17 protein-coding genes are annotated in these 19,172 nt (G+C 63.1%); 6 read left to right on the forward strand and 11 right to left on the reverse strand.

The features are described from left to right. Positions 1–126 precede the first annotated feature (126 nt). A complete protein-coding gene (locus SB764_RS20075; RefSeq protein WP_183715451.1) occupies positions 127–1,122 on the forward strand; it encodes a 2-dehydro-3-deoxygalactonokinase in 996 nt (331 codons plus the stop codon). A 239-nt stretch (positions 1,123–1,361) separates the two neighbouring features. On the opposite strand, the gene SB764_RS20080 is transcribed toward SB764_RS20075, so the two are convergent. From SB764_RS20080 to SB764_RS20105, 6 genes are read right to left on the reverse strand one after another with little or no spacing between them, the layout of a single operon-like run. Then, a complete protein-coding gene (locus SB764_RS20080; RefSeq protein ID WP_074984981.1) occupies positions 1,362–2,369 on the reverse strand; it encodes an ABC transporter permease in 1,008 nt (335 codons plus the stop codon). Beyond that, positions 2,366–3,907 (reverse strand): sugar ABC transporter ATP-binding protein, encoded by a 1,542-nt coding sequence (locus SB764_RS20085; protein ID WP_410864533.1) that lies wholly within the window; start codon positions 3,905–3,907, stop codon positions 2,366–2,368. The genes SB764_RS20080 and SB764_RS20085 overlap by 4 nt, the downstream gene beginning before the upstream one ends. Then, entirely contained in the window at positions 3,897–4,859 is a 963-nt protein-coding gene (locus SB764_RS20090) for a substrate-binding domain-containing protein (RefSeq protein ID WP_074984977.1), read from the reverse strand. The genes SB764_RS20085 and SB764_RS20090 overlap by 11 nt, the downstream gene beginning before the upstream one ends. A 51-nt stretch (positions 4,860–4,910) precedes the next feature. After that, positions 4,911–6,269 carry an MFS transporter gene (locus tag SB764_RS20095; RefSeq protein WP_221224634.1) on the reverse strand — a complete coding sequence of 453 codons (1,359 nt, stop codon included), beginning with the start codon at positions 6,267–6,269 and terminating at the stop codon, positions 4,911–4,913. Between the two features lie 41 nt (positions 6,270–6,310). Further along, positions 6,311–6,988 (reverse strand): RraA family protein, encoded by a 678-nt coding sequence (locus SB764_RS20100; protein WP_065059106.1) that lies wholly within the window; start codon positions 6,986–6,988, stop codon positions 6,311–6,313. Positions 6,989–7,015: 27 nt separating this feature from the next. Further along, complete coding sequence (locus SB764_RS20105; protein WP_176080273.1) at positions 7,016–7,996, reverse strand: C-terminal binding protein; 981 nt, start codon at positions 7,994–7,996, stop codon at positions 7,016–7,018. Between the two features lie 204 nt (positions 7,997–8,200). Here SB764_RS20105 and SB764_RS20110 point away from each other — a divergent pair, with 204 nt between their 5' ends. Beyond that, positions 8,201–8,947, forward strand: coding sequence for an IclR family transcriptional regulator (locus SB764_RS20110; protein WP_065059108.1), 747 nt, complete (start codon positions 8,201–8,203; stop codon positions 8,945–8,947). Between the two features lie 69 nt (positions 8,948–9,016). Here SB764_RS20110 and SB764_RS20115 read toward each other — a convergent pair whose 3' ends face one another. Next, on the reverse strand, positions 9,017–9,430 hold the full coding sequence (locus SB764_RS20115) for a helix-turn-helix transcriptional regulator (RefSeq protein WP_410864536.1): 414 nt from the start codon (positions 9,428–9,430) through the stop codon (positions 9,017–9,019). A gap of 180 nt (positions 9,431–9,610) precedes the next feature. Further along, entirely contained in the window at positions 9,611–9,985 is a 375-nt protein-coding gene (locus SB764_RS20120) for a hypothetical protein (RefSeq protein ID WP_065059110.1), read from the reverse strand. 202 nt (positions 9,986–10,187) lie between these two features. Here SB764_RS20120 and SB764_RS20125 point away from each other — a divergent pair, with 202 nt between their 5' ends. The 3 genes from SB764_RS20125 (at position 10,188) to SB764_RS20135 (ending at position 14,353) form a co-directional block, all read left to right on the forward strand. Further along, positions 10,188–11,258 (forward strand): DNA topoisomerase IB, encoded by a 1,071-nt coding sequence (locus tag SB764_RS20125; protein WP_244145692.1) that lies wholly within the window; start codon positions 10,188–10,190, stop codon positions 11,256–11,258. A 103-nt stretch (positions 11,259–11,361) separates the two neighbouring features. Beyond that, positions 11,362–13,479: a catalase HPII gene (katE, locus tag SB764_RS20130; RefSeq protein WP_410864538.1), complete on the forward strand. Its 2,118-nt coding sequence runs from the start codon at positions 11,362–11,364 to the stop codon at positions 13,477–13,479. Positions 13,480–13,597: 118 nt separating this feature from the next. After that, positions 13,598–14,353, forward strand: a complete 756-nt coding sequence (locus SB764_RS20135) for a CHAD domain-containing protein (RefSeq protein WP_410864540.1) — start codon at positions 13,598–13,600, stop codon at positions 14,351–14,353. Between the two features lie 119 nt (positions 14,354–14,472). Here SB764_RS20135 and SB764_RS20140 read toward each other — a convergent pair whose 3' ends face one another. After that, positions 14,473–15,426, reverse strand: coding sequence for a sulfonate ABC transporter substrate-binding protein (locus SB764_RS20140; protein ID WP_410864542.1), 954 nt, complete (start codon positions 15,424–15,426; stop codon positions 14,473–14,475). 182 nt (positions 15,427–15,608) lie between these two features. Continuing rightward, positions 15,609–15,995, reverse strand: coding sequence for a VOC family protein (locus SB764_RS20145; RefSeq protein ID WP_065059114.1), 387 nt, complete (start codon positions 15,993–15,995; stop codon positions 15,609–15,611). Between the two features lie 262 nt (positions 15,996–16,257). Here SB764_RS20145 and SB764_RS20150 point away from each other — a divergent pair, with 262 nt between their 5' ends. Continuing rightward, a complete protein-coding gene (locus tag SB764_RS20150; RefSeq protein ID WP_321868751.1) occupies positions 16,258–16,656 on the forward strand; it encodes an MFS transporter in 399 nt (132 codons plus the stop codon). A gap of 236 nt (positions 16,657–16,892) precedes the next feature. Here SB764_RS20150 and SB764_RS20155 read toward each other — a convergent pair whose 3' ends face one another. Continuing rightward, positions 16,893–18,983 (reverse strand): EAL domain-containing protein, encoded by a 2,091-nt coding sequence (locus SB764_RS20155; RefSeq protein WP_065059116.1) that lies wholly within the window; start codon positions 18,981–18,983, stop codon positions 16,893–16,895. Positions 18,984–19,172 lie beyond the last annotated feature (189 nt).

A 19,172-nucleotide genomic window follows, 5' to 3' on the forward strand; every position in this document is an offset into this window, starting at 1 on the left:
CGGTGAGGCGCGCCGCAGCAAGCGCGCGCACCGTGCATTGTCAATGCGCCCCATGCACTTCGGCGCTTGCAATCCGCGCGGCGATCCGAAGTGTCCGGGCCAGGATTTATGTAGCAGGAAACAGGCATGGACATTCAATCCACCGAAACGCCCGCGCTGATCGGGCTCGATTGGGGCACGTCGTCGCTACGCGCCTATCTGTTCGACGTGTCGGGTCGCGTGCTCGATTCCTGGCACTCTGCCTGCGGCATCATGCATTTGCCGAAGCCGCGCGAGTCGGGCGGCTTCGACGACGTATTCGAATCGATATGCGGCGACTGGCTGAATGCGAGCGCCGTGCCGGTGATCGCGGCCGGCATGGTCGGCAGCGCGCAAGGCTGGGCGGAGGCGCCTTATATTGCGGCGCCCGCGAACAGCGCGCCGCTAATCGGCGCGTTAAAGACGGTTGTGTCGTCACGCGGCACGCTGGTCCATATCGTGCCGGGCATCATCGAACGCGGCGCGTTCCCTAACGTGATGCGCGGAGAGGAAACGCAAATCTTCGGCGCGCTGACCGCACATCCGGCGCTGGGCGCTGGCGGCAAGACGCTGATCGGCTTGCCTGGCACGCACGCGAAATGGGCGTTCGTGGTCGACGGCTATCTCGAACGCTTCCTCACCTTCATGACCGGCGAAGTATTCGCCGTGTTGCGCGACTACACCATCCTCGGCCGCACGATGCATCCGAGCGGAGGCCGCGACGACGACGCCTTCCTGCGTGGTATCGACATGGCCGTGCATGCGGGCGCAACCGGCATGCTGTCGACCATCTTCAGTACCCGCACGCTCGGACTCACCGGCGAACTGCGACCCGAGCAGCAATCCGATTATTTATCGGGTTTGCTGATCGGACATGAACTCGCGGGGCTGTCGAGTCATCTGGCAAGCCAGGGATCGACACTGGACGACTGGAAACTCGGTTTGATCGGCGCAGAAAACCTGTGCGAACGCTATCGGACGGCGCTCCATCGAATCGGCGCGCCCGATGCGGGCATTCTGCACGGCACCACCGAATGCGGGCTTTTCCATATCGCCCGCGAGGCGGGACTGCTGCCGACGATTGCGCGCTCAATCCCCGAATGAAACAACGTGATAATGAATTTCGAATCCGATGAAGTGCGCTGAGCGGAAATCCGCTCACAACTGAAGACGGCGTTGAAAGCCTGCCCGTTGATTGCCATTTTGCGTGGCATGACGGTGCAAGAGGCTGCCGATCACGCGAACGTGTTGTGCGAAGCGGTGTTTCGCGTGAGGGAGGCGCCGCTCGGCGTGGGGCGGCATCGGTATTGATGCCGCTTCACGCAACACGTCGAGGGAATCGATCAGCGACGCTTGTCGGTCACTTGACTGAGCATGACCGCGGCGACAATCAGACCGCCGCGCACGACATACTGCCAGTACTCCGAAACATTCAGCAGTGTCATACCATTGCCGATCACGCCAAGAAACAGTACACCGACAAAAGTGCCCCAGATGCGGCCCTTGCCGCCGAACAGACTGGTTCCGCCGATGATGGTGGCCGCGATCACGTCGAGTTCCATGCCTGTGGCCGTCGTGCCGGTGCCGGAGCCGATCTGCGAGGCAATCAGAATGCCGCTTACTGCGGCGAGACCGCCGGTCAGCACCAGCGTGGCGGTTTTGATCCACGAGACCTTGATGCCCGAGAGGCGCGCGGCCTCGGGATTGCCGCCGACTGCATAGACGGCCCGGCCGAACGTGGTGTAGTTCATCACGAAGTGCATGATCAGCACCACGGCCACGAAGACGAAGGCCGGAAACGGCAGGCCAAACAAGGCGCCGTTGCCGACAAAATCGAACCAGCCCGGAAACGTCGCCAGAGGATAGCCGCCGGTAATCAGGTTCGCGGCGCCGCGCAGCGCGGTGAACAAGCCGAGCGTCGTGATGAAAGTCGGCACGTTGAATACCGCTTTCATCGCGCCACTGAACGCGCCGCACGCCATACCGCAGACAATTGCGGCACATGCGCCCAGGATCACGGCCGCGATGCTCCCGACGAACGGCGTGCAGGCGCCTACCACCCAGGCCAGAATGCAGCCTGCCAGCGCCATGCCGGAGCCGACCGAGAGATCGATTTCGGCGCAGATGATCACTGCGGTCATGCCACAGGCGACGATGCCGAGCATGGAGATCGTCCGCATCACATTGAGCAGATTGGACAGCGTGGAAAAACCCGGCGCGTAGATCGTGAGCATCACGGCCACGAGAATCAGCACGACCTCGAGCATGTAGCGATACAGCAGACCGTTTGCAGGCTGCCGTGTGCGTGCGGGTGACGTTGTGGCGGTCAAGGTGCTGTCTTTGGCGTTCATTGCACGCCCTCCATCATGATTTGGTAGAGATCGTCGAGTGCGATCGTTTGCGGGTCAACCTCGGCCACGAAGCGCCCGTGGTGCATGACCAGAATGCGATCGCACACCTCGAGCAATTCCTCGGGTTCGCTCGACACGACGATCGCGCTCATGCCGTGCAAGGCCTTTTCGCGAATGATGTTGAAGATCTGCTCCTTCGCCTGGATGTCGATGCCACGGCTGGGCTCGTCGAAGAACATCACGCGCGGGTTCGTGTTGAACCAGTTGCCCAGCACTACCTTCTGCTGATTGCCGCCCGACATCGACGACACCGGCAATTGCGCGTCCTGCGCCTTGATGGCCATTTCAGCGATTTGCCGGCGCACCGGTTCCGCTTCCATCCGGCTGTTGACGAAGCCGAAGCGCGACAGGCGCGCGAGCCCGGCCATGCACAGATTCGCGTGGATCGACTGCGCCTGCACGAGCGCATGTTCCTTGCGGTTCTCCGGCGTGTAGCCAAGGCCGCGCCTTTTCATCGCGGAGGGCGAAGGCGAGTCGACGGTTTCGCCGTGCAGTTCGATCGTGCCGCCGTCGAGCGGGTCGGCGCCGAAGATCGAACGCAGCAATTCGGTGCGCCCGGCGCCGAGCATGCCCGCGATGCCCAGTACTTCGCCGCGCCGCAAATCGAAGTGGATGTTTTCGAATGCGCCCTTGCGATGCAGGTTCCGGACCGAGAGCGCGGGCTCGTTCGCACTGAGCTGGCGCGGCTGCACGCGCGCCGGCAAGTGATGCTCGCCGAACATCGCGCGCACGACGTCCTTCGGGCTCGTCTGCGCGATCGGCAGCGAACTGATGTGATCGCCGTCGCGCAGCACCGTGCAGGTATCGGCGATATCGAAGATCTCGTTCATGCGGTGCGTGATGTACAGCATCGTCACGCCGTGCGAGCGCAGGCGTCGCACCAGCATGAAGAGTCGCTCGACTTCGCGATGACTGAGCGCCGAGGTCGGCTCGTCGAGCAGCAGCACGGCGGGCGAAGTCGCGTAAGCCTTGACGATCTCGATCATCTGCTGCTGACCGACCGGCAGTGTCGACACCAGCGCGTCCGGCGAAATCTCCAGCCCGGTGCTTTCGAGCATGCGGGCAGCGTCCTCGCGCAACTGCTTCCAGTCGATGCGGCGCACCAGTCCTTTGCGCGCGAGCGGCAAGCGTCCGAGGAAAATGTTCTCCGCAACCGAAAGCGTGGGCACCAGCGACAACTCCTGGTGCACCATGCGGATGCCTGCGTCGAATGCATCGGACGGGTGATGGAAATCGCATTCCTCGTCGTTGATGATGAGCTTGCCGGCATCCGCGCGGATCGAGCCCGCGAGAATCTTCAACAGCGTGGACTTGCCCGAGCCGTTCTTGCCCATCAACGCGTGAATCTGCCCGGGCTCGAACGTATGCGTGAAAGGTTTGAGCGCGATGCTGGCGCCAAAGCTTCGCGACAGACCGCGCGCTTCGATACGCGCGGTCGTGGCAAGACGGGCGCTTTCGCTGGCCATCTCAATTGACATTTTTGAGGCTCGCGGCGTAAGTGGCGAGCGTCTTGGGGTCGTCGCGGCTCAGCGGCACGGCGGGCACTTCGATGACCTTGTCCACCGGCTGACCCTTGACGGCCCTGAGCGCCGCCTTCACCGCTTCGCGGCCGATGAGCTTGGGCTGCGCGGCGGTGGTGGCCACCAGCACGTCGTCGTTGTCCTGGAGGAAATTCGTCAACTGCTCGGAACCGTCAGTGCCGAAGACGAAGACCTTGCCCTGCTTGTTCATGCGCCGCACGGCCTGGACCGCGCCCACGGTGCCGCCTTCGTTGGCCGCGTAGATCACGTTGATGTTGGGGTTGGCCGTGAGCATGTCGCTGACCACGCTCACGGCTTTTTCCGCGAGCCATGCATCCTGTTCCGCGACCACGTTGAGCTTGCCGCCCTTGCGCGCTTCGGTAAGGAAGCCCTGTGTGCGCGCGTTGCTCAACTCGGGCAACTGCGCCTTGAAGCCGATCAGGCCGACCGTGGCCGAGCCGCCGAGTTTCTCCTTGATGAAGCGTGCGGCGGCCTTGCCGGTTCCGCCGCCCATGATGGCGCCGGACGACCCCACGCGCGCGGCCGGAAAGTCGGCCTTGATGTCGGTGGTCCACGTGACGATCTGGACGCCCTTGTCGTGCGCGCGCTTGAGCGCGGGAATCGACGCCTGATCGCTGAGCGGCGCAATGACGATGGCCTTCACGCCACGCGCCACGTAGGTGTCGATCAGGCTGGCTTCTTTTTCGGCCTTGTTGTCGGAGTTGCCGTCGAGCAGGGTGACGTTTTCCGCCTTGGCTTCTTCGCTCATGCCGCGTGCGACGCTGCGCATGAACATGTCCTGCTGAAAGACGATGCCGGCAATGGAGGTGTTGTCCGCGGCTTGGGTCGCGCCGGCCTGGAGGGCAAAGAGGGCCGCGGTCGCGAGCAGGGTGAGGTTGCGTAATTTCATCGTCGACGTCCTTGATTGTTGGAGAGTGGTTGGAGCGAAGCCACAGGCTGGTCAGGTAGCGGAGATCTGAATGGAGGCGTTCAGGGCGTCTTCGGACGCGGCGATGATGGGCTGGCGCACGAACCAGTGATAGATGCCGGCGCCCAGCACAGAAACGAACGCCGATATGACGAACACCGACGCGAACGACCCCGTGGCATCGACGATCACGCCCGCGACGAGCGGCGAAACCGTCGCGCCGAGAAAACCGCCGAAGTTTTGCACCGCGCCGACCGAAGCGACCGTCGACGCCGCAGTGACTTCGGCCGGCAGCGACCAGGCATGCGCCACGACCGCGCCGTTGAAGCCGAGAGCGAACGCCATCAGCAGAACGGCGAACGTCAGGCCTTGCGTCGCGCCGAAGAGGCTGTTGAGCGGCAGCAGCGCCAGCACGACGGCCTGAAGCAGCAGCGCGCCCACGAGCGTGACCTTCTTGGCGCGCAGCGTGCTCCAGCCCGGACGCGCGGCGAGCTTGCCGGAAAGCACGCCGCTGGCGAGATCGCCGATGATGGCGCCGATCCACGGCACGCTGGCGACGAGGCCGAGCGACGCGAATTTCACGCCGAACTGCTTGATGATGAAGAGCGGAATGAAGACGAGGAAGGTCTGGTAGACCCACATGTTGCAGAAGAAGCCCGCCATCATGCCCCACATGCTGCGTCGCTTGAACAGCGTGAGCCACGGTGCCCGCGATTCCGTTCCGGATAATAATTCGTGATCCTGATCGATCCATTGACGCTCTTCGCTGCCGAGCTGGCGGCAACGATTCACGTCGCGGAAACTCGCCAGAAATACGATGGCGACGACAATGCCGGCTGCGCCTGCAAAGTAAAACATCGTGCGCCAGCCGAGTTCCGCCACGACCCACACGAGCGCAAACGTCAGGAAGGCGGGGCCGACCTTCAGCGCCGCGTCCCAGCTTGCGTTGGCGATGCCTTGTTCGCGGCGCGGAAACCATTGCGTCACGATCTTGTTGGTGGACGGCAAGGACGGTGCCTCGGCGATGCCGAGCGCGGCACGGGCGCAGACGAACGCGCCAAGCGAATTCGAAATCCCCATCGCGGCCGTCGCCGCGCTCCAGACCATGACTGAAATGCCGAGCAGCCAGCGCGGTCCGAAGCGATCGACGAACCACCCAGCGGGCAATTGGCCGAACGCATAGAAGAGCGAAAACGCACTGCCGAGCAGGCCGATTTCGGTCGCGGTGATGCCGAGGTCGGCTTGCATGGCCGGGGCGGCGATCGACAGGGCGAGTCGATCGATGTTGTTCACCAGCGCGAGCAGGCAAAGCAGGGCGAGGACGTACCAGCGGCGTCGGCCTCGCGGTTTGTGCAGCGCGCGCATGGGCGCGTCTTTGAAATGAGTATGCATACGGTGTCTCCTTCTTGTCTCCCGGCCTGCTGGCGCGCGGACTAGATGCGGCCGAACTTCGCGAGCAGGTCCTGGAAGGTCTTGCCCTCGAGAATGAGTTCTCGCATTTGCGCTTCATTGCGCGCGATGGTCGCGGCGCGTTCGTGAACCTCGGCCATCTGCGCGACCGGCACGACGGCCACGCCGATTTCGTCGGCGACCACGAGATCGCCGGGATGGACGATCACGCCGCCGCACGAAACCGGCACGTTGACCTTGAGCGGCTCGCGACGACCCGAGAGCGCCGTGTGCGCCTGGCGCGGGCCGACGGCTTTCGAGGAAATCGCGAAGTCGAGGAAGCGCGCCTCGTCGGTGTCCCGGCAACTGCCGTCGATCACCGCGCCGACGATGCCCGCGTTTTTCGCGAGACCCGTCATGAGGCCGCCCCAGATCGACGTTTCGGTCTCGCCGAATGCGTCGATCACTACGACGTCGCCGGGCCGCGCGACCGTGAAGATTTCGAGGCAGTCGACGATGTCGCCGGCCGTGAGCTGGACCGTCAATGCGGGGCCGATGATCTTGTGTGCGGCCGCACGCGGCTTGATATCGTGGCGCATGGTGCCGTTGCGCTCGAGCGCATCGGAGACCACGCAGGACAGCGACATGACGTCTGCCATCGCGACGAATCGCGCGATCAGGTCGGTATTCAGCTCGGGGCGCGGGTTGATGATGATGCTCATTTGAATTCCTGAAGTAGTACTAAAAGATCAGTTGCGATAATGCACCGCGTTAGGCGGCACCTGTCCGAGCAGCACGGCACGCACGTTTTCGGCGGCGACGCGGCGAGCCTCGTGCAGCGCATCTTCCGAAACGTAGGCGACGTGCGGCGTGATGATGCAGTTGTCGAGCGAGAATAGCGGATTGTCGTTCGGCGACCAGTCGGTCTGTTTGGCGGGTTCTTCTTCTGTGTCGTCGAGCGCCGCGGCGGCGAGCCGGCGGCTGGTGAGCGCGCGATGCAGCGCCGCGTTGTCGACGATCTTGCCGCGCGCGCAGTTGACCAGCAGCGCGCCGGGTTTCATGCGCTCGATGGCCGCTTCGTCGATCAGATGATGCGTCTCGGGCGTGTATGGGCACATCACGTCGACGAGATCGGCGTGACGAAGCAGTTCGTCGAACTCGACTTTACGCACGCCGTGCGAGTGCATCACGCCCGCCGAAACATACGGGTCGTACGCGAGCAGTTCCAGGCCGAACGGTTTGAGCTTGTGCGCCATGTTCTGCGCGATGCGCCCGAAGCCGACAAAGCCGAACACGCTGCCGCGCAAGCGCCGGATAGGCCGGTTCCACGCCGACCAGTGCCAGGTGCCGCGCCGCGTCGCGTCGGCGTAGGTGGGAATCGAGCGCAATAGCGTGAGCGCCATGCTGATGGAATGGTCGGCCACTTCTTCGAGGCAATAATCCGGCACGTTGGTCACGACGATGCCCGCAGCGTGGGCCGCCTTGACATCGAGAATGTCCAGGCCGATGCCGTAGCGCGCGATGACCTTGCACTGCTTGAGCGAGCCGATCGTATCGGCCGAAATCTTCGCGTATTGCTGCATCAGTGCGTCGGCGTCGCGCGCGGCTTGTGCGAGATGCGCGCCCGTGCGGTCCTGCAAGCCGATGACCTGCGCGCCGATTGGCGCCAGCACGGACTCCTCGATCGCGAGGTCGGGGTAGTCGTGATCGGTGACGTACACCTTGTACACGTTGATGTTCTCCTTCAAGGGTGAGATTGCGGTTAAATGTGTTGCGCTATACGCAACATGGATGTATATTTCGCAACACAGGGTCGACAGTACCCTTCGCAAGCCTTTGGGGCAACCAAGGGAAAACGCGTAGGCGTAGCCGCGTCGAGCGGATTGCTCCGCGACCGCCGGGCGTCTGTTCGAGAAAGAGAGAGGAGATACGACGTGTCACAAAGCATCGAGCGCGCGATCGAAGTGCTGGTCTTGCTGGGCGAAGGACCGCAAACGCCGGCTGAGGTCGCGCGGCGACTCGACGTCCATCGTTCGACGGCGTTGCGCATCATGGAGGTGTTGCAGGGGCAGCGGCTGCTGCGCAAGCTCGCCGACGGACGTTATGGTGTCGGGCCGGGCATCGTCTCGCTGGCGCATCGCGCGCAGGACCAGTTCAATCTCGCGCAGTTGGCGCATCCGCATCTCGTGGCGTTGAGCGAGTTGCGCGATCAGACCGTGCATCTTGCCGAGTTGCAGCACGATGCGATCGTCTATATCGACAAGATCGAGCCCAAGCGGTCCATTCGTCTCACGTCGCGCATCGGTCAGGCTGCCTGCCTGCATACGGCGAGTGTCGCGAAATGTATTCTTGCGTCGCTACCCGAAGACGCGAGACAGGCGCTTTTCGAACATTACGTGTTCGAGAAACACACGCCGACGAGCCTGCTTTCCTATGAGGCGCTGGAGCGTGAACTGCGCACCGTGCGCGAGCGCGGCTGGGCGACCGACGACGGCGAGCGCGAAGACTACGTGACGAGTATTGGCGCGCCCATTCGCGATGTAACCGGACAGGTCGTGGCCGCGCTGTCGGTCATTGAGCTCAAGGCCATTCATGATCTTGGTTCGATGCAGCAATTGATGCTGGAGCCGCTGCTGGAAACGGCGAACGCGATTTCGCGGGATCTTGGCTGGAACAGCTAGCGTTGAGGGCTTCACGAATTGCCGCGTCAACTCCGCGCGCGACGTCGCGCGGACATCGCGGCATGGGCTCTAGCACGAACGCAATTGCTCGCAGGCGAGAATTGCGCGGATTTCCTTCATGCGCGCCCGCCAGGAACAGGGTGATTCGCCCACGAACTGCTTGAATACGCGACTGAAGTGCGCCTGATCGCTGAAACCATATTTCTGCGCGATATCCGACGTTTTCAGCGGCAGCGTGATCAGATCGCGTTGCGCTGCGGCAATGCGTTGTTTCAGCCGCCATCGATGCGGCGTCTCTCCCACTTTATCCCTGAAGGCGCCGAAGAAATGCGCCTTCGACATGTGCATGCATGCGGCGACATCGGCGATCGCCATCCCGCCGCACAGATCGGCGCCGAGAAGATGCAATGTGCGCGCGACCCAGGAGTCGTCCGCCGTCGCGCGTGGACGTAAGGCGTCTTCTGGCGGGTTCGGTGCTTTCACGGTGCGTGGGTGTGGGCTTGGGGAGTCTATCGGTCGACAGACTCTGCACGACCCGTCGTTCCGCGTAAATAGACCGCCGGTCAAAACACTCTTGACCGGAAATCAAGGACGCGCGCAGGCGCGCGCGCATCGAGACCGCAGTCGCGCGCGAGATCCACACGGCAGGCCGTGCGCCGCCGATCAAGCGCCGTTTCCACCTTGCACGGCGACGGCGCCCGTGCAATCGATCAGCGCAGTGAAATTCGGCGTAGCCGCGTTTTGATCCGGCGTTCGAAAAGGGACGACCCAGTGACGTGCTTCGTCGTCCCAGTGAGCGCCCGGCTGAATCGCGAACTGCTTGCTGGCGAACGCGGGCGCAGTCGCGCCGGCGATCTTGCCTCTGAGCGCTTTCTCGCGCCATTGCGGCGGATTGTCGGCGCACAGGCCGGCTTCGGCGGGCTTACGGGACCACGGTTTCATTTCGGCGAGCACGAAGGTGGTGATCAGCAGGGCTGCGCAGACGAGCGCGGCGAGGGTCGAGTTCTGGCGCGAGCGGCGACGGACGGCTGGCTGCATGAAGACTCCTGGGTGGCGAGGGGCACGACGCCCCGTTGCAGGTAGGTACATGCTTCAGAGCGCAAGCACGATGCCCGTGAGATTCGCCGATGCGGTTGACGTCGACGGCAACGCCCACGCCGCGCGGCGGCACGTGAATTGCTGGCGCGTTGTCGAACACGAACAACACGCGCGGGAGGCGAGGGTGACCAGACATCAAGTATTGACCGACGTCCCCGAACGACTCGCTGTCGTTCGCAAGGCCGTGGCGGACGAGCTTCCCTGCGGGCTGCGTTATGTCGACGACTCGCGCCGGGGCTACACGCGCAAGCGCAGTCGCAGCGGTTTCGTGTACTTCGATACACGCGGCAAGCGCATCGACGGCGAGCGGGAAATCCGCCGCATTCGCGCGCTCGCCATTCCGCCCGCCTATACCGATGTCTGGATCTGCCCGGATGCGCGCGGCCATCTTCAGGCGACCGGTCGCGACGCACGCGGGCGCAAGCAGTATCGCTATCATCCCGAGTGGCGCGCGACCCGCGATGCCGATAAATACGAGCGTTTGCTCGCGTTTGGCGCGGCGCTGCCGAAGCTGCGCGCCTGCGTCGAACGCGATCTCGCGCTCGACGGCATGCCGCGCAACAAGGTGCTGGCGACCGTGGTGCGTCTGCTCGATACGACGCTGATCCGGATCGGCAGCGAAGAGTACGCGCGAGACAATCGCTCATACGGATTGACGACGCTGCGCAAGCGGCATCTGACCGTGTCGCCGAAGGGGCTGCGCTTCCGGTTTCGCGGCAAGAGCGGCATCGAACACGACGTCGCCGTGAGCGACCCGCGCGTGGCGCGCATCATGAAGCGCTGTATGGATTTGCCGGGCCAGGAGCTGTTTCAGTATCTCGATGCGGACGGCACACGGCACGTCGTCGACTCGGCGGACGTCAACGATTATCTGCGCGAGGCGACCGGCGCGGAATTCACAGCAAAGGACTATCGAACGTGGGCAGGCAGCGTGTTCGCGCTCGCGGCTTTAAGGAAGCTGGAGTGGGCGACGGTGACCGAGGCGCGTTCGCAACTGGTCAGCACCATCAAGGCGGTCTCGCAACTGTTGCGCAATACGCCGGCTGTGTGCCGCAAGTGTTACGTGCATCCGGCCATCATCGCGGCATTCGAAGCCGGTGAACTGGCTGCGGCGATGGGCATTTCACGCCGGCGCGGCTTGAAGAGCGATGAGGCCGCGCTCGTGATGTTTCTTGGCAAGTATGCGAAGCCGGTCGTGAAACGTGCCGCATGAATGCACTGCGAAGCTTGCCCCGGAGCGCGGGGCTGGCGCGCTGCTTGTGCGTAGCATGGCATAGGGATTGCGCTGAAGGTTGGCTCACTTTCAGGAGGCACCCATGCCACATCGCAATCGTCCCCATAGCAAAGACTCCGCACCATCGAACGGCGCCGCCCAGACGGACGCCAAGTCGCAGAGTCTGGAGCCCTTTCGCTCGCGTGCGGAGGGTGAAGCGTTGCGCACCAATCAGGGCGTCAAGATCGCCGATAACCAGAATTCCTTGCGCGCCGGTCCCCGTGGTCCCTCGCTTCTCGAAGATTTCATCCTGCGCGAGAAAATCACGCATTTCGACCACGAGCGCATTCCGGAACGGATTGTGCACGCACGCGGTTCTGCCGCGCACGGCGTCTTTCAGGCCTATGAATCGCAAGCCGATCTCACCCGCGCCGATTTTCTGCAGGACCCCGCGAAACTGACGCCTGTCTATGTGCGGTTTTCGACTGTTCAAGGTCCGCGCGGCTCTGCCGATACCGTGCGCGACGTGCGTGGTTTCGCCACCAAGTTTTATACCGATGAAGGCAATTTCGATCTCGTCGGTAATAACGTGCCGGTGTTCTTTATTCAGGACGCGATCAAATTCCCCGATTTCGTTCACGCGGTCAAACCGGAGGCGCCCGATGAAATGCCGACGGGCGCCAGTGCGCACGATACCTTTTGGGACTTTGTCTCGCTTGTGCCCGAAAGCGCGCACACGGTCATCTGGGCCATGTCGGACCGCGCGATTCCGCGCAGCCTGCGAACGATGGAAGGGTTCGGCGTACACACGTTTCGCTTCGTCAATGCGAAAGGTCGGGCGCGCTTCATCAAATGGCATTGGCGTCCTGTGCTCGGTTCCTATTCGCTGATCTGGGACGAAGCGCAGAAAATCGCCGGCAAGGACCCCGATTTTCATCGGCGCGATTTGTGGGAAGCGATCGAGCGCGGCGATTATCCGGAATATGAACTGGGCGTGCAGATCATCGAAGAGGAAGACGAGCACAAGTTCGGTTTCGATCTGCTCGATCCGACCAAACTCGTACCGGAAGAACTGGTGCCGGTGAAGATCATCGGCAAGATGACGCTCAATCGCAACCCGGATAATTTTTTCGCGGAAACCGAGCAGGTCGCGTTTCATCCCGGGCATATCGTGCCGGGCATCGATTTCACGAACGATCCGCTTTTGCAAGGGCGATTGTTCTCGTACACCGATACGCAGATCAGCCGTCTGGGCGGCCCGAATTTCCACGAGATTCCGATCAATCGCCCCGTGTGCCCGTACGCGAACAATCAGCGCGACGCCATGCATCGGCAAACAATCAACGTGGGGCAGGCGTCTTATGAGCCCAATTCGGTCGGCGACGGCTGGCCGAAGGAAACGCCGCCGGCCAAAGGTGGTTTCGAAAGTTATCAGGAGCGCGTGGACGGCACCAGGATTCGCGTGCGCAGCGAGTCGTTCGCCGATCACTTTTCACAGGCGACGATGTTCTATCACAGCATGTCGACGCCGGAAAAAGAGCACATAGTGGCGGCGTATACGTTCGAGCTGGGCAAGGTCAAGAAGCCGGAGATTCGCGAGCGCGTCGTCAACGAGATTCTGGCGAATATCGATGCCGATCTCGCCGCCCGCGTCGCGCTCGCGCTCGGTTTGACCAAGCCGAAGGCGGGCAAGAAAGCGGGCAAGCCGAATCCGGCCACGTCGCCTGCGCTCAGTTTGCTCAACCGCGCGCAGCCCGGCATCAAGACGCGCAAGATCGCCTTGCTGGCGGCGCCGGGTGCGGACGCCGCCACGCTCAAAACCGTGCGCGATGCGTTGGCGAAGGAAGGCGCAACGGCGCTGGTCGTCGCGCCGACGCTTGCGCCCATCGACGGCGTCGTGCCGGATGCCACGATTGCCGGCATGCCTTCGGTGATGTTCGACGCGGTGTTCGTGACGGGCGGCGAGACGGCGTCGCAAACGCTCGCGCAATCGGGCGATGCCCGCCATTTCGTGGCTGAAGCGTTTCGCCACCTGAAAGCGCTCGCCGCGATCGACACAGGACGTTTGCTGCTCGCGGCGGCGCAGTTGCCCGCGCAGGCGGACGGCGTGGCGCAAGGCGATGCATCGGACCTCAAGGCCGTGCTGAAGGCGTTTATCGAGGCGGCCGGCCAGCATCGTATCTGGACGCGCGCGGCGCAGGCGGAATCGGTGCCGGCATGATGGCGGCAGGTGCAAGGCGGCAGCGTCAAGCGAGGCGAAGATGAAACTGCGAAAACCCGGAAAGCCGAAGCCGCGCGAGAACGCGCAGACGCGCTTTTCCACCTGCGCAAAGCCGCTCGTGGATGAAGCGATCCAGCGTGCCGCGCGGCTCGACGAGAACGCCGACGAGCTGCACAAGCTGCGGGTGGCGTTGCGGCGCCTGCGCACGCTTTTGTGGGCGTGGCGTCCGCTGCTCGACCGGGAAAAGGTGGCGGTCGAGCGCGCCTATCTGAAGCGCGCGGGCATGGCGGCGGGCAGCGCGCGCGATTGGGATATCGCGTTGCAGTTGCTGGGTGAGGGCGCCGACGAGTCCGCGCCTGTCGGCGAACGCATGCGGGCGGCGCGCGCCGAGGCCTGCGAACGGGCGCGCGCGACGCTCGCCGCCACCGGCCTCAAACCCGCCTTGCGCGAGATGCTGCACACGATGAATCGCGAGTTGAATACCGCTCATGAGCGCGTGCCGGTCAAACGTTTTGCGCGCGAGCGGGTGCGGGCCGCGCAACGCGCCCTGACAAAGCGCGAGCGACGGGCGAAGCGCGCGAAGCGTGACGATTACGCCGCGTGGCACGACGTCCGCAAAGCAGCGAAGCAATTGCGTTACTTGCTGGAGTTTTTTGCTGCCGATTTGCCGCGTCGCGAGGTGAAGCGTCTGAAGTCGCTCAAGAAGCTGCAAAAGCGTTTTGGGGCGCTCAACGATGCGGTATCGGTGACACACCTGGTCGATGCGCATCGCGAAGTCTTTGCCGATGCAGCCAGCCGCGACGTCACGCTCGCGGCATTGGCGCGCACGCGCAAGCGCAGGATGCGCCGGGCGGGGAAATTGATCGGCGCATAAGGGCCGTTCCGATCCCGGCGAGCGGGTTCGCTGCGCGCGCCGCTTGACCCGCGCGCAGCCGCTTGCAGCCGTTTGCAGCCGCTTGCAGCCGTTTGCAATCGAGAACCCGCTTTCGCGGCTCAGGCGAGCAAGGCGTCCTTGGTCACGATCTTGCGCGGAATGAGCTTGAGTTCGTAGAAGGTATCGGCGATCTGCTGTTGTTGCGCGATCACTTCTGCATCGATCGGCTTGTAGATGTGCGCGTAGTGCTTGAGGCCGCTCTCGATGATCGCGGCGTCGAGCCCCTGGATCGGCGCGAGTTGTGCGGCCGCCGCGGCAGGATTGGCGCGAACCCATTGGCCCGTTTTGCCGAGTTCGTCGAGGGCGATCGCAATCGCGTCCTTGCGCTTTTGCGCGAATTCGCGCTGACTCAGGAAGAATTGATGATGCTGGGCGATGCCGTTCGCGTCGGTGATGAGACGGGCGCCGTCCTGCGCCTCCACCGCCGCGAGGAACGGGTCCCACACTGCCCACGCGTCGATCGAACCGCTTTGCAGCGCGGCGCGCGCATCGGCGGGCGCGAGGTAGACGGGCTGGATATCGCTCAGCGCGATGCCGTTCTTCTGCAGCAGCGCGACGAGGAACCAGTGCACGTCCGATCCCTTGTTCAAGGCGATTTTCTTGCCCTTGAGTTCGGCAACGGTCTTGATCGGCGATTGCTTGCCGACCACCAGACCTTCGGCGTGGGGCGTCGGCACTTCGTAGGCGGTGTAGACAAAGTCCGCGCCGGCGGCCTGCGCGAAAACCGGCGGCGCTTCGCCCACGTAACCGAAATCGATCGCGCCGACGTTCAAGCCTTCGAGCAGTTGCGGCCCCGCCGGGAACTCGTTCCACGTCAACTTGATGCCGAGCGGCGCGAGGCGCTTTTCGAGCGCGCCGTTCGCCTTGAGCAGCACCAGCGTGCTCGCGGCCTTCTGATAGCCGATGCGGAATTGATCGGGCTGAAATTTGGCCCAGGCGGGCAGCGCGGCGCCTGCGAGCGTGGCGCCCAGCGCGGCGAGTACGGTACGGCGGCGGTCGAATCGGGTGGTCATGTTTTGCGGTCCATCGTCAAATCGGGCAGGTGCAAAATGTACCGTTTCGGCCGCGTTCCACGAAGGAATCTTCTACGCTAAGCAAATGACGCTGCCGGGATTGCGATTTGTCCGCTGCTGCGTCGATGCTTTTGTGACGACCGCGTGTCTTTTGCCCAGGTCGATCACGGCGGCCGGTTTCCTCAAACCCTCGGGCGAGAAAACACGTTGACGAGATTTCCGTCCGGGTCGCGCAGCAAGAGCGAACGATTACCCCACGGCATCAACGTGGTCGGCATGACGACCTGTGTGCCGCAGGCATTCATCCGATCGAACACCGCGTCGACATCCTCCACTTCGAACTCCAGAATCGCCGATTGATTCGCCGATTGATTCGCCGCGGCCGTGGCAGCACCGGCATTGAAACGCGCGATCAACTGCTCGGACGACATGGCAAGCGTCGCGCCTTCGAAGCGCATTTCAGCAAACCCATCGGCCGGACGTAGCGCTTCGAGGCCGGATAGCCTTTGATAAAACGCCACCATCCCATCGATATTCCGAGTAACAACACGAACCGATGCGAACTTCATTTCTTTGGCTCCTCGCCTGGAAAGGAAGCTCAGTCTAATGGTCGACACTGTCAATTTCCGGCAGTATCGTGCGGCTGGCGACGTGATTGCGCATGCGCCACTCGCGAAAGCACGCGGGGCTTCCGGATTGGCTGGCGAGGCGCGAGCCAGGGCAGCGCGGCGGTGATCGGCGCGCTCAGCGGCGCGGCGCTCTACGCGACCCTCGACACGTCGTCGCTCGAATCCTGGGGCTGGCGCGTGCCGTTTCTGCTCGGCTTGCTGATTGCGCCGGTCGGTCTCTACATCCGGCGACACCTCGACGAAACGCTCGAGGCGCGCGCACGAGACGCAATCGCTCACCGAACTTTTTGCCTCGCACAAGAGCAAGATCGTGCGCGGCGTACTGTCGATCGTCGCGAGCACGGTGGGCATGTACCTCGTGGTGTTCTTCATGCCGACCTTTCTGGTGCGCGTGCTGCACCTGCCGACCTCGCTTTCGTTGATGGCGGGCTGCGTATCGGGCGCGACCATGATGGTGATGTGTCTCGTCTCGGGGCTGTTGGCGGACCGCATGCGCGCGCGCAAACCGATGGCGCTCGCCTCGATCGCGCTCACGACGCTGCTGATTTATCCGGCGATCGCGCTCATGACCACGCATACGGGCGTGCCGCTCGCGCCGTGACGACGAGTTGCGCGGTGCCGCCAAACAACGCCCTGGAGGATACGCAGCCAGCGGTTGCGGCGTCCAATACTGTCGATGGAGAATGCGATACCGAATCGGTATCGCGTATAGATAGCCGGGGGGCGATCAATCCGGCAATGAGCGGGGCGTGAGTTGCGCCGTAGAAAATGCGGTTGCCGAAGAACTCTTCGCCTCGCGACCGTCAATATCGATGGCCTGCGATCGCCGCACGGCCATCACGCATGCAGATAGCGTTCGAGTGCAATGACGGGGGCCGGCTTGGCGAAGAAAAAGCCTTGCAGTTCGTGACAGCGCTCATCGAGCAACGCTTGCCGTTGGTCTCTCGTTTCCACGCCTTCGGCGGTAATCGGCAGATCGAGGCTGCGGCACAGCTCGGTGATCGCGTGGATAATGGCGGCCGATTTCGGATTATTACCGAGTCCATTCACAAAGCCGCGATCGATCTTCACGCGCGTAAAGGGAACGCTCTGCAGCAGCCCCAATGACGAATAGCCCTTGCCGAAATCGTCCATCGCGACACCCACGCCCATTGCGCGAATTTCGTTCAGAATGCGCGAGGACGTGCCGGACGATTCCAGCAATACCGATTCGGTGATTTCCACTTCGAGACGATGTGCCGGAAGCGCCGCGTTCGTGAGTGCGTTCGCGAGGATGAGCGTGAAGTCCGCGTGAATCAGCTGAGCCGGCGAAACGTTCACGCTCAGGCGAATATGCGCAGGCCAGAGCGCCGCGTCCCGACACGCCTTCTCCAGCACCCACGCTCCGAGTTCCGGCATCAAGCCTCGCTCTTCCGCAACCGGAATGAATTCGGCGGGCGACATGGGGCCCCGTTTGGGATGACGCCAGCGCAGCAGCGCCTCGCATGCGGTGGTGATGCCGCTATGCGCTTCGACGATGGGCTGATAATGCAATTCCAGCTGATTCGCGCGCAGGGCGTTTCGCAGATCGTCTTCGAGTTCGTTGCGCAGTCGGATCGGATTGTTCATGCCGCTCTCGTACAGGCGAAAGCAGTTGCGGCCCGCGCGTTTGGCCGCATACAGCGCGAGGTCCGCGCGTTGGAGCACCGTGCCCGCATCGATCCCGGCCCGCGCGTGAACGACGATGCCGACGCTTGCGCCGATGCTGATTTCATTGTTCGTGATTTCGAACGGCGCGGAGAGATTGTCGATGCAGCGTTGCGCGAGTTCCGCGGCGTCATTCACGCTTCGAAACGGGACTTGCAGAATCGCGAACTCGTCGCCGCTCAAACGGGCCAACTGGCCGCTCGAGCGCACGGCGCCGGCGAGCCGTTGCGCCACGGCCTTGAGCAGTTCATCGCCGACATGATGACCGAGCGTGTCGTTGACGGACTTGAAGCGATCCAGATCGAGAAAAAGCAGGGCAAACGGCTGCTCGGACGAGGCGCTTTCGGCCAGCTCGGACAAGCGTTGCTGGAAGCTCAAACGATTGGGCAGGTCGGTCAGGTGATCGTGATGAGCGAGATGAGTGATACGGTTTTCGGCGATACGCCGCTCGGTCATGTCTTCGATCGTGGACACCCAGCCGCCATCCGACAGCAGGCGCGTGACGACCGAAATGCTGCGGCCCAGACGGGCGACTTCCATCGTCGCCTGCTGCTGATTCGCTTCAAAACGCTGAACGTGCTGCGCGCGGACCTCTCTGGCCCACCCTGCCGCCTGAGCCTGGGACATGCCAGCGTGCTCGCCGATTCGCCGTAGCAGCGTGCTCAGCCGCATCCCTTCGAACAAGGTGCCCCCAGGGAGCGACAGGATGTGGGCGAACTGGTCGTTGGACACGACGAGGCGTCCGCGATGATCGAACAGACACAATCCATGCGCCATGTTGTCCAGCGCGAGATCCAGATTGCGCGTGGTCTCCTCGAGCGCAAGCGAGATCTCGCGCTTTTCGCTGCAATCGCGCGTAATTTTTGCGAAGCCGAACAGCTCGCCGGCATCGCCGTAGATCGGCTGGATGACCACGTGCGCCCAGAGCCGGCTTCCATCCTTGCGAACGCGCCAGCCTTCGGTCTCGAACTTGCCGGTTCGACGAGCTGTTTCGAGGCCGTACTGCGGCAAACCGCGATCGCGGTCCGCGGGCTCGTAAAAGCAGGAGAAATGCTGGCCGACGATCTCGGACGCCTCATAGCCTTTCGCCCGTTGCGCACCGGCGTTCCAGTTCGAGACGATGCCGTTCGTGTCGAGCATGTAGATCGCGTAATCGGTGACGCTTTCCACCAGCAACCTGAAACTGCGCTCATGGTCGCGCGTCGGCTTGTCCAGCGAGCGCTCTATGATGCGATCGCGCATTAAATTATCAGACCCGTGGAGTCGAGGTTCGCCGCCTGGGAGAGGCGCGAGGGAGACAGGTGCCCAGATTTGCGTGCCGTTCTGACGCACGCGCCAGCTTGCTCAGCTTTCATTTTTTTGAAGATCTGATCTGTTTCGCGAGATGCCCAGTCGGAATATATGCGGCTTGGCGGGGCGCGTGCAATGGTT

Source organism: Paraburkholderia sp. SIMBA_027 (assembly GCF_046535315.1).
GTDB classification, from domain to species: Bacteria; Pseudomonadota; Gammaproteobacteria; order Burkholderiales; family Burkholderiaceae; genus Paraburkholderia; species Paraburkholderia tropica.

What these genes read in the sequence shown, in the direction of transcription:
- SB764_RS20120 (WP_065059110.1), bottom strand. Translation starts at nt 9,985, where the DNA reads ATGCAGCCAGCCGTCCGTCGCCGCTCGCGCCAGAACTCGACCCTCGCC.
- SB764_RS20090 (WP_074984977.1), bottom strand. Translation starts at nt 4,859, where the DNA reads ATGAAATTACGCAACCTCACCCTGCTCGCGACCGCGGCCCTCTTTGCC.
- SB764_RS20085 (WP_410864533.1), bottom strand. Translation starts at nt 3,907, where the DNA reads ATGTCAATTGAGATGGCCAGCGAAAGCGCCCGTCTTGCCACGACCGCG.
- SB764_RS20080 (WP_074984981.1), bottom strand. Translation starts at nt 2,369, where the DNA reads ATGAACGCCAAAGACAGCACCTTGACCGCCACAACGTCACCCGCACGC.
- SB764_RS20100 (WP_065059106.1), bottom strand. Translation starts at nt 6,988, where the DNA reads ATGAGCATCATCATCAACCCGCGCCCCGAGCTGAATACCGACCTGATC.
- SB764_RS20140 (WP_410864542.1), bottom strand. Translation starts at nt 15,426, where the DNA reads ATGACCACCCGATTCGACCGCCGCCGTACCGTACTCGCCGCGCTGGGC.
- SB764_RS20145 (WP_065059114.1), bottom strand. Translation starts at nt 15,995, where the DNA reads ATGAAGTTCGCATCGGTTCGTGTTGTTACTCGGAATATCGATGGGATG.
- SB764_RS20075 (WP_183715451.1), top strand. Translation starts at nt 127, where the DNA reads ATGGACATTCAATCCACCGAAACGCCCGCGCTGATCGGGCTCGATTGG.
- katE (WP_410864538.1), top strand. Translation starts at nt 11,362, where the DNA reads ATGCCACATCGCAATCGTCCCCATAGCAAAGACTCCGCACCATCGAAC.
- SB764_RS20155 (WP_065059116.1), bottom strand. Translation starts at nt 18,983, where the DNA reads ATGCGCGATCGCATCATAGAGCGCTCGCTGGACAAGCCGACGCGCGAC.
- SB764_RS20095 (WP_221224634.1), bottom strand. Translation starts at nt 6,269, where the DNA reads ATGCATACTCATTTCAAAGACGCGCCCATGCGCGCGCTGCACAAACCG.